The organism is Hominiventricola sp., assembly GCF_057604405.1.
This window is the reverse complement of sequence record NZ_DBLYVB010000036.1, coordinates 1-10766: the sequence shown is the minus strand read 5'-3', so window position 1 is coordinate 10766 and position 10766 is coordinate 1. Positions and strand designations below refer to the sequence as shown.

The window sequence follows — 10766 nt, the reverse complement described above, 5'->3', positions numbered from 1 at the left end:
GGACCGCACAAAGACCGTCCTTCCGGGTCAATTTCTGCTGATCAATTCCGGGCGTATCCACACGGCGCGCTGTCCGTCCACGGGAAACCGCTCGATTCTGATGCAGATTCCGGATGCGTTCCTTGCGAACTATCTGCCTGATCCGTCACAGCTCTGGTTCTCGATTGACTACGACAGTACGAATCCGGAAGTGCAGAAAAATATCAGCCAGCTCCGGCGTCTTCTGCTTTCGATGATGCAGCTTCATGACGAAATGCCCGACGGCTATCTGCTGACGTTCCAGCGGGAGCTTTTTACGTTTCTCGATCTGCTCTACACGAAATTTTCTGAGAAGAGCCCGCTTGCGCACCACCCGATGAGCTCCCGGACGCAGACACGGCTCGATACGATTCTGACGTACACGCAGGAAAATTACCAGCGGCCGATTACGCTGAAGGAGGCTGCCGATGTTGTCTCGCTGCAGCCGGAATATTTCTGCCGGTTCTTCCGCCAGAACATGGAAACGACGTATCTGGAATACTTGAATTCCTACCGTCTTTCCCGCATCTACCGCGACCTGATCGCCACGGATCTGCCGGTCGGCACGCTCGCGGAAAAGCATGGCTTTACAAACGATAAGCTGTTTCACCGCCTCTTCCGCGAGCGGTTTCACACGACGCCGCTGCAGCTTCGGAAGGCAGCACGCGAGAAAGGATCCTGATAGCTTTCGCTGTTTTTATATCTTTGAGAATGGGAGTTTAACACGATGACAAAAGAAGAACTGGCGCTTGCCGTCATTGAACGTTTGAAACAAGAATATCCTGACGCCGACTGTACGCTTGACTATGACCAGGCGTGGAAGCTGCTCATCAGTGTCCGCCTGGCCGCACAGTGCACCGATGCGCGGGTCAATGTTGTGGTGGAGGATCTCTACGCAAAGTATCCTGATATCGATGCGCTGGCAAACGCGACACCGGAGGAAATCGAGGAAATTGTGCGGCCGTGCGGTCTTGGAAAGAGCAAGGCACGCGACATCAACGCCTGCATGCGCATGCTGCGCGACGAGTACCACAGCCAGGTGCCGGATGACTTTAACGCACTTTTGAAGCTCCCGGGCGTGGGACGGAAAAGTGCGAACCTGATTATGGGCGATGTATTCAAAAAGCCTGCGATTGTGACGGATACGCACTGCATCCGGCTGTGCAACCGCATCGGGCTCGTGCATGACTGCAAGGATCCGAAGAAGGTGGAGATGGCACTCTGGAAAATTGTGCCGCCGGAAGAAGGAAGCTCGCTCTGCCACCGGTTTGTGGAGCATGGACGCGAGGTCTGTACTGCGCGGACGACACCGCACTGTGAACGGTGTGTGCTCGCGGATATCTGTGAGAAGAACGGCGTAGAAAAATAGCATTTTTCTATGCGTTTCCATGCGAAAAAGGCTTTTGCATACCGGACAGATTTTTCTGATTCTGTCCCGGCTGCAAAAGCCTTTTTGTTTCTATTTTTTATACGACCGAAAGAAGTCCGTCAGCGCTTTCAGCGTTTTCCCGAGCACCTGCACTTCCTCTTCTCCGAGTTCCGCCATCACGGCATCCGTCATCTGCTCGTGGAATTTTGCGTGATGATGGAATGCCTGCCGTCCCTTTCCGGTCAGGTGGATGTAGACGATCCGGCGGTCCTTCTCGCTGCGCTCCCGCTCGGTGTAGCCTTTTTTCACCAGACTGTTCATCGACGTTGTCAGCGATCCGACCGTGATGTCGAGCTTTGCCGCGATCGATGACATATTGCCGCCCTCCAGGCCGACGGCCTCGATGATGTGCATATCGTTGTTCGTCAGATCCTTGAAATCCTCGGTGATGATCGCCTCTTCTTCCAGTTTTTGTATCTCGTGAAACAGATGGACCAGTGTCTCATTGATGATTTCTCTGTTATCCACTCCTCTTCCCCTTTCCGTCTGTTCTGTCCCTTCTGAACAGGGTTCCGCTCTTTCTGTCTGTATTGTATCAAAAAAGTTCCGGACAAACAATACCAAAAACTGCCTGGGAAACGGCGGATCGCTCCGTGCCGTTTCCCAGGCAGTTCTGTTATGTTTGATTCAATTACATCTGCCCTTTTTTCTTTAACCGTGCAAAGCAGATCATGAAAAAGCAGATGCCGTATACGGTTGTGATCGGGGTGGACATGCCGACGAAGGTCAGGTTCGTATTCGGCAGGTGTGAGAAGAACAGCGCCAGCGGAATACGGATCAGGCAGGCGGAGGTGATTCCCTGGATCATAACCGGGATGCTGATGCCGCGGCCGTTGAAGTATCCGATGCTGCTGAACAGCACACAGGTCAGAATACATTCCGGTGCGAAACCGCGCAGGTAAGCGGCGCTCTGCTCGATAACGGCCGAATCGCTCGTGAAGATTCTGGAGATGACACTTCCACCGAAGAAACCGATGCAGAAAATCACAACTCCAAGAGAGCAGCCCGTTGCGATTGCGGTGAGGAAGCCCTTCCACGCGCGGTCTTTCTTTCCGGCTCCGGTGTTCTGTGCCACGAATGCTGACACAGACTGCATCACAGAGGACGGGATCAGCATGATGAATGAGGTCAGCTTCTGCGCCACACCGTATCCGGCGGACGGCATCAGACCCATGCCGTTGATGATCGAGTTGATCACAAGGAAGGAAATCTGTACGGTCGTCTCCTGCAGCGCGATCGGCACACCGACGTTCAGGACTTTCTTCAGCTCGTCATGGTCGATGCGGCAGTCTTCTTTTTTGAATTCAATCGGCAGATTGCCTTTTTTCAACACACCCATGGAGGCGATGACAGAAATCAGCTGCGCCAGAACCGTCGCAAGCGCTGCTCCCGCAACGTCCAGTTTCAGCACACCGACGAAGAACAGATCTCCGGCAATATTGGCTGCGCAGGCGATGCCAACGAATAAAAGCGGCAGATTTGCATTACCGATTCCGCGAAGCACGCTGCTGATGACGTTGTACGCGATGATGATCAGAATACCGCCGGAACAGATCCGCAGGTAGAGGACGGTTTTGTCAAAAGACTCCGCCGGGACCTGTAAAATATTGGCGATCGGGCCTGCGAACAGCTCCAGAATCACCGTCATGGCGACACCGATGATGGTGAACAGAACAATCGAGGTTCCCACGGTTTTGCCGGCCTTATCCGGCTTGCCCTCGCCGATGTGCTGGCCGATCATAACGGTCGAACCCATCGCAAGGCTGGTGATGATAAATGTTACCATCTGCATGAAGTTGCTTCCGGTTCCGACAGCGGAAATACTCGACGCATCGCCGAACCAGCCGACCACGAGAAGGTCGACCGCACCGTAAGCCGCCTGCAGAATCAGCGCGCCGAGCACCGGCAGCGCAAAACGGATCAGGGACTGGAAAATCGGTCCCTCTACAAACGATACTTCTTTCTTATTTTCTTTTGCCATTGTTTTTCACTCCTTTTATTCCCGGCATCGTTTCCTGCATCCGTGTGATTGCATGCACAAATTCGTCCACCACCGCGTCGTCCAGATCTGGCAGGCGGGATGCCCATTCCCCGTGAAAGTGCGTCACGCGGAGTTCCACAAACTCTTTTCCCTCTTCGGTCAGTGTCAGGTTGATCACGCGCTTATCTTTTTCATCCGCCTGTTTCACGAGAAGATTTCTCTCCTCCAGTTCCTGCACCAGCTTGGTGATGCTCGGCAGCGTTGTGTTCATATAGCTGCTGATGTCGCTGACGCGGCAGAAGCCCTGCTTTTTCTGAATCTCATTCACCGCATCCAGCACATGCACCTGCCGCGGCTTCATACCGTCCGGCAGGTCCGGGAGTTTCTCGATCAGACGCTTTGCATCAAAACACGCATCCAGGAACTGCTTTAATTTTTCCTGTGTCATGGAAAAGGTTCCTTTCTGTTTAAAAATTAGTTATCTTTAGTAATTACTTTTGATAAGTATAGCAGGAAATGAAAAAATGTCAAGAGGGAACTGATGCTAAAAAAGAGCTGATTGAAAGTTCTGGCAATGCCAGATTCTTTCATCAGCTCTTTTCCATATCCATTTGTCACTGTTCAATGAGCTGCATTTTGGTGCCCCCCGCCGGATTTTATGCTTCTGATCGTCTTTTCCAGTACCTTCATCTCAACCGGTTTTGAAACATGGGCATTCATACCGGCTGCCAGAGAATGCTGAATATCCTCAGAAAACGCATTGGCGGTCATAGCAATGATTGGAATTGTCTTTGCCAGTTCATGGGAGCTTCTTCGGATTGCTTTTGTTGCCTCATAACCATTCATAACCGGCATCTGCACATCCATCAGGATCATGTCATAATCCCCCGGAGCAGACTGCTCAAATGCCTCTAAGACCCTTTTACCATTTTCACAGATTGTACACTCTGCACCCTCAATCTTTAACAATTCCATCAGGATTTCTGCATTCAGCTCATTGTCCTCTGCACACAGAAACCTCATTCCTTTCAGGACATTGCCAGCCGGTTCATCCTTTTCTGCCTGTTCTGCTGAAGAAACAAATCTATCTTCTGCTATTCTCAGATCTATAAGAACCTCAAAACAGCTTCCCTGGCCCAGTTCACTCTCCACATCAATGGTGCCTCCCATTGCTTCAACCAGATTTTTGGTAATAGCCATTCCAAGACCAGTTCCCTGTATCTTATTCGTCATAGAACTTTCAGCACGAGTAAAAGCATCAAAAATTGTATCTTTGAAATCTGCCGACATTCCCATGCCATTATCGCTGACTAAGAAACGGTACTTTGCGTAGACAGATGACTTTGTCTCACATTCTTCTACCAGAAACTGAATTTTTCCACCTTCCTGCGTGTACTTCACTGCATTAGAAACCAAGTTGCTGAAAATCTGCATCAGATGAACCTGGTCTCCGTTCACCCACTCGTGCCGGATGTTTTCTTTTATGATTGTAAGAGTCTGATTTTTTTCGTCTATCTGTGAATGGAATATGGTATTGAGTTCTGTAATAAAATCCAAGATGGAAAAATCGGTATACTTAAAAACTGTTTTTCCTGCCTCAATTTTGCTCATATCCAGAACATCATTAATGATTCCTAACAGATGCTGTGATGAAATGTCTATTTTATCTGCATACTCTATTACTTTCGCTTTATTACCGGCATCATGTCTGATCAATGATGTCATGCCGATAATTGCATTCATTGGTGTACGAATATCATGTGACATATTGGACAGGAAATCTGTTTTCGCCTTATTTGCATTTTCAGCAGTCTGCAAGGCTTCCGTTGTAATGTCCTTTGCTTTTTTCAGTTTTTTATTGGACTCCTCCATTTCCTTCATTGCCTGCGTCTGAATCTCATTATTTCTTTTTTCGTATTCAGCTTTTTGCTCAGCAAGACTGCGTCTGGAAATACTGTAGAATAATCCGGCAAAAAGCAAAAGTATAAAACCTGCCATGAGTATTGTTTCAAACACTATTGTTTTCTGATAATCTCTCAGTACATTATCTACAACACTTTTTTCTACAATACAGATCAGCATGGTGTTATTATTTTCTATCGGACAGTATCCCAGATAGTAAGGTTTGTCACTTCCCAGAAGTTCTACCCCCTGTTCTCTGCCATCCAGCTTTTTTTGAAGAGAATCAGCCTCTTCCTCAGTGATAGCCTGATCTCCTTTTAAATGCTTTAACAAAAAATAGTTCCTGAAAAATTTATCTTCTATCTGATTTGTATAAGTAATATTTCCGTCGTTATCCAGCATAAACAGATACGCATTCCCGTTATAGCTTTTCACACTTAACATGGAATCTAATTTTGAATGATCATACAAGGTTCCAATTGCCGTATAAGTTTCCCCATTAATCGTATATTCCTGACATGGAATTGCAACCAGATAACCATCTTTTTTCTTCTGGTTGTAATCAAGAGAAACCAATTTTCCAATATTATATCCGTTCCTCAAATCCAACAAAAGTTTACTTGGCATGTCAACCCGAAGTTTTGTTCCATCAGTGGTTATTGCCTTTCCATTTTCCTGGAGAAATATAAGTGTACTTTCAGATTCTTTCTGCCATGCCTCAAAGAACTTCTTGTTTCTATCCAGTTCAATAGATCTCACTCCCTCTTGAGTAAGAAAATCCTCAAGCATATGCAGCCGACTGTAGTATCCATTCACCTGCAGATCATAGGTCTGCTGTATCTGTTCAACAACTGCTCCCATACTGCTTTTCCCGTTTTCTGCGATATAGCTGTTCATCCTGTTCAAAAGGAACTTTACAAAAATTAAGTTTAAAAAGATAAGAATTAAAAAGAACAATGGTACTATCATCTTTTTTCTTTTTGTTTTCGCCTGTTCTGTTCCCACTTTTATTTTTCAACCTCTATATAATCTTCCGGTGCTGACGGCTGCTGTCCGTTTTCTATTGCTGCAGTCCATGCACTTGATAATGTTGTGTCCTTAATCTGCTCGATCTCACATCCCGGATTTATTTTTTTCAAAACAGACATTGTGGTGTCTGTAAGAAGAATAGAGTACTCCTTTTCTTTGTCGATTTCTTTCTTATTTACTTCTATGTCCTTTAATGAGAATCCGTTTTCCTCCTGCCTGACGATTAATTTCATACCGGATGCAATTGGTAATTCATATTTATTGGTTATATGGAATTTCTCATCAGAATCAGCAAGATATTTCTCCGCAAGTTCATAAATCTCTTTGCCATTGATTTTTGCCAGGTATAATGGTGTATCTAAACTCTTTGCTGTCATCAGACCAACCCGGCTGCCGGTACACTCCCCTTTGTAAATGGAGGAAGTAAAATAATAATATGGTGCCAAAGCCAGCTGAGCATCATTTTCTTCTTTAATCGTAGTTAAAATAGAAGATGCCGCATCACGACCGTTTTTATCATTTAGCGAAATGGTATATTCATTTTCAAAATTTATTGTGTTTTTTTCTTTTGAATCCTTACTGTTCATTGTGCTGCGAAAAGCATCATAAGCCTGTGTTTCATCCATTTCCCCTGACAATAATCCGTGAACAGCCTTAAGACTGGCATCAAATGATTTTTGAGCAGAATATCGGATATAAACAGAATTATTATTAATTTCATCTTCAAGGCCAGGTACATCTTCCATCATGTTTGGAACATCTACATTTAATGAAATTACACCCTTTCCATCTGCGATCAATGTTTGTCCTTCTTTTGAAATCATACACTCCAGGACATCGAATGCCAGGTCCAGTTTTTCCTGATCTTTTTCCAGTTCTTTGTTAAATGCAATATTCAGAGAAGGGGTCATATTTATAAAAGCTTCATCCGAAATCTGTGAAAAAAACGGTATACGAGTTAATTCTGCATCCATCTGTTCCTGAAATTCCTGCATAAGTGCCGGATAACCATGAAACATTGCTGCTTTTCCCTCAAGGAACATCTGCGTTGCAGTATTAATATCGACGCTGATATCATCACTTGTAAAATGTGAGTCCTTCAAAAATGTATTGGTTTCTGAAAAAATACGTTTCCATAACGCATCATCAAACGCGATATCCCCTGATGCACTTTCAGCTGAGCTTCTCCATTCGATTCCATCCAGACTCATGAATTCCCCAATTGCACCTGTCTGAATCACCTCATGAGCAGACCAGTCTTCTGCAAGATCCAGGGAATACGGTTTTATACCATTATCATAAAATTGCCGGCATGCCTGTGCATATTCCTTATAGTTTTTCGGTATCTTGATTCCATACTGTTCAAACAATGTCTTGTTGGCAATAATCGTCTGCGGTATACCGCAGATAGGAAGCCACTGAATCTCATTTTTTGAATTTTTGTAATATTGCAATGCATAGGAGTAATACCTGGAAACCACGTCATAAGAAGCAAAATCCATTAGATATGGCTCCAGATCCTGTGCATCTTTTCCAGAAAATCGACGTACGGTTATGATATCCGGCAGTTCACCATGTTCCTCAAAATAGCTATATAAATCGGTATCATTGTTACCGGTAATAAACTCAATATCCTGATCTGGAAACTGCTCATTTATATAGGGTACAATATTTTTCATTAAACGATTTTCCCACAGATACACGGTAAGGTGATCGTCATTTTTAGATACTGCTTTTTGAGATTGTCCACAGCCAGACAAAACAGTAATTGCTAAAAGCACACCTGACAGTAATGCTGTCAGACATTGTTTTGCCTTTTTCATCCTCGTATTTTCCTCATTCTTTCCTGATAAAATCATTAATTCAATAATTGGGAAACAATTACAGCCAGTTTTCCAGAACATCATTCAGCTTATTCATATCCAGCGGTTTCGCGATATGTCCATTCATGCCTGTATTTTTTGCCAGCTGTACATCTTCTGCAAAAGCATTTGCTGTCATGGCAACAATCGGTAGTTTTCCCTGTTCACCCGGAAGGCTCCTGATTGCTGCGGTTGCCTCATAACCATTCATGACAGGCATTTGGATATCCATAAAAATAAGGTCATACAAGCCTTTCGGAGAAGCTTCTACTTTTTCAACTGCAATTTTTCCATTTTCTGCCGTTTCCACTTCCGCCCCGGTCATCTGCAGAATTTCAACAGCAATTTCTCTGTTTAACTCATTATCCTCGACCAGCAGAATTCTTTTTCCTGTGTAATCTGCTTCAGACAGCTCATCCAGATAATTTCTTGCTGTTTTTTCTTTTCTGCCAGAAGTAAACTGCCGCAATGTAGCCGTCAAACGGGAACGGAACAGCGGTTTTGCAATAAAAGCATCTACGCCTGCAGCCTTTGCTTCTTCTTCGATCTCACTGAATTCATAAGATGTCAGTACAATAATGGTAATCTCTTTCCCTATCCGTTTCCGGATCTGTCTGGCTGTTTCAATTCCGTCCATATCCGGCATTTTCCAATCTAAAATAACAGCAAAGTAATCATTTTTTAGCTCATGATGTGCATAACAGCGCTCAACGGCTTCTCTGCCGGAGAGAACCCATTCGCCTGTAATTCCAATCTCCTTCAATGTGGCAACTGTACTTTCACAACATGTCTTATCATCATCCACAACCAGAACAGGTAGATTCATCAGATTTCTGTCCTGTTCTTTTTCTTTTTCCTGAAGTTCCAGATAAATTGTTACTGTAATTTTAGTTCCCTTATGTAAGGTGCTTTCCACTTTAATATTACCATTCATCAGGTTCACAATATTTCTGCTGATTGCCATTCCCAGACCTGTTCCCTGGACTCTGGTTGTCCGATGGTCATCTGCGCGGCTGAAAGGATCAAACATGATTTTCTGGAATTCCGGTGACATACCGATCCCATTATCCTCAATCGTAAATTCATAGCATCCAAGTTCCGAAAATCCATTTGGCTTTTCCTCTATGGAAAAAGTAATATTCCCGCCATCCGGTGTATACTTGACCGCATTACTCATCAGATTCACAAATACCTGCTGGATTCTCAGGCTGTCACCACAGACACTCTCATGTTCAATGTGATTAATGTGTATATCTAAATTGTGTTTATGTTCATCAATCACCGGTTTTGTGAGTGTTATAAGATTATCCACCAGATCTGGCAGATTGAAATCCTCCTGTGCCAGCGTCATTTTTCCACTTTCAATACGTGCCATATCCAGCACTTCATTAATCAGCCCTAGCAAATGACGGCTTGATTTTGTAATTTTGCTGAGACATTCAATGACTCTGTCCTGGCTCTCAATATTTGCTCCTGCAATTGCTGTCAGGCCGACAATGGCATTCATCGGTGTCCGGATATCGTGGGACATATTGGAAAGGAATTCTGTTTTCGCACGGTTTGCATTTTCTGCAGACCGGTAAGCCTCTTTCAGTGCCTGACGGGATTCAATCTCTGCTTTCTTCTCCTGTGTCACATCCATGGATGCCAGCAATACCTTTTCCAGCTTTCCATTCTTCCATTCCAAAGGAATATAAGAAGCGATCTTATAAGTCTTTTCATCCAGGCTGCAGTACTCAAACTTATAAATATCATTTTCACTTTTCAGATTCTTCCGGATATTTTCCGGTGCGATCAGGATGTCCATAGTTTCCAATGGTTCCAGTGTCTTATACTTTTCAAGAACCTGCATCTGAAAATCATGATAGAATCCCAAAGGTTTATATATCATCTGTCCATTCAGGTTATAGAATTCATATCTGTCATTTTCCAAATCACAGACAACAAAGCGGTCAACCAGACGCACAATACTCTGAATTATCTGCTCCATGGAAGCATTATCCGCTGCCATCTGCAGATGCCGTGCGCTCTCTACCTTTGTCTCTGTGATATCACGCAGAAAGATCATGGCATATTCTGAATCCTCTATTTCGCCACGTATGACCACATTGCGGACCCATCGTTCTTCTCCATTCAGAGTGATACGGCACTCTAAAGCCAATTCGGTTTCCAGACCCTTCAGCCTTTCTGCAATATAACCACGGTCGTAAAAAGAGGATACCGCCTTCTTATCTGTCTCCACAACATAGGAATCCACAAAATGACGGATCAGTTCATCCCATGTATGACTCTGTTCAAAGACTGTCATCAGGGACGGTTCAACCTTAAAGGTATCAAAAGTATTCGCTTCCAGATTTACATAATACTCACACAGGTCTGCTTTCGTAAAAGCCCGGTGGAAAGCAGCAGATTTTTGTGCCTGCATGGCCTCTTTTTTTTCCGCATCAATATTAATAAAAATCCCGGCAATCCTGCTGGCAGAACCATCCAGACGGCGTATTACTTCTGCCGATGCCCGAAACCACTGGTATTGATTATCCTTCAT

General features: G+C 44.7%; 8 protein-coding genes. 2 read left to right on the top strand and 6 right to left on the bottom strand.

All coding sequences use genetic code 11. The features are described from left to right. Both ACZMB2_RS13210 and ACZMB2_RS13205 read left to right on the top strand, forming a co-directional pair. The coding region (locus ACZMB2_RS13210) for an AraC family transcriptional regulator (RefSeq protein ID WP_487597084.1) at positions 1–700 on the top strand (700 nt) is incomplete at its 5' end. Positions 701–745: 45 nt separating this feature from the next. Further along, entirely contained in the window at positions 746–1387 is a 642-nt protein-coding gene (locus tag ACZMB2_RS13205; protein ID WP_487597083.1) for an endonuclease III domain-containing protein, read from the top strand. A 90-nt stretch (positions 1388–1477) separates the two neighbouring features. Here the strand turns inward: ACZMB2_RS13205 and ACZMB2_RS13200 are convergent, their stop codons facing one another. The 6 genes from ACZMB2_RS13200 to ACZMB2_RS13175 form a co-directional block, all read right to left on the bottom strand. Further along, complete coding sequence (locus ACZMB2_RS13200) at positions 1478–1915, bottom strand: MarR family winged helix-turn-helix transcriptional regulator (protein WP_022463033.1); 438 nt, start codon at positions 1913–1915, stop codon at positions 1478–1480. Positions 1916–2078: 163 nt separating this feature from the next. Beyond that, positions 2079–3428 (bottom strand): MATE family efflux transporter, encoded by a 1350-nt coding sequence (locus ACZMB2_RS13195; protein WP_487597082.1) that lies wholly within the window; start codon positions 3426–3428, stop codon positions 2079–2081. Then, a complete protein-coding gene (locus ACZMB2_RS13190) occupies positions 3412–3876 on the bottom strand; it encodes a MarR family winged helix-turn-helix transcriptional regulator (RefSeq protein ID WP_022463031.1) in 465 nt (154 codons plus the stop codon). The genes ACZMB2_RS13195 and ACZMB2_RS13190 overlap by 17 nt, the downstream gene beginning before the upstream one ends. Positions 3877–4049: 173 nt before the next feature. Next, complete coding sequence (locus ACZMB2_RS13185; RefSeq protein ID WP_487597081.1) at positions 4050–6191, bottom strand: ATP-binding protein; 2142 nt, start codon at positions 6189–6191, stop codon at positions 4050–4052. Between the two features lie 146 nt (positions 6192–6337). Further along, positions 6338–8038: an ABC transporter substrate-binding protein gene (locus tag ACZMB2_RS13180; RefSeq protein WP_487597085.1), complete on the bottom strand. Its 1701-nt coding sequence runs from the start codon at positions 8036–8038 to the stop codon at positions 6338–6340. A gap of 202 nt (positions 8039–8240) precedes the next feature. Next, the coding region (locus ACZMB2_RS13175) for a response regulator (RefSeq protein WP_487597080.1) at positions 8241–10766 on the bottom strand (2526 nt) is incomplete at its 5' end.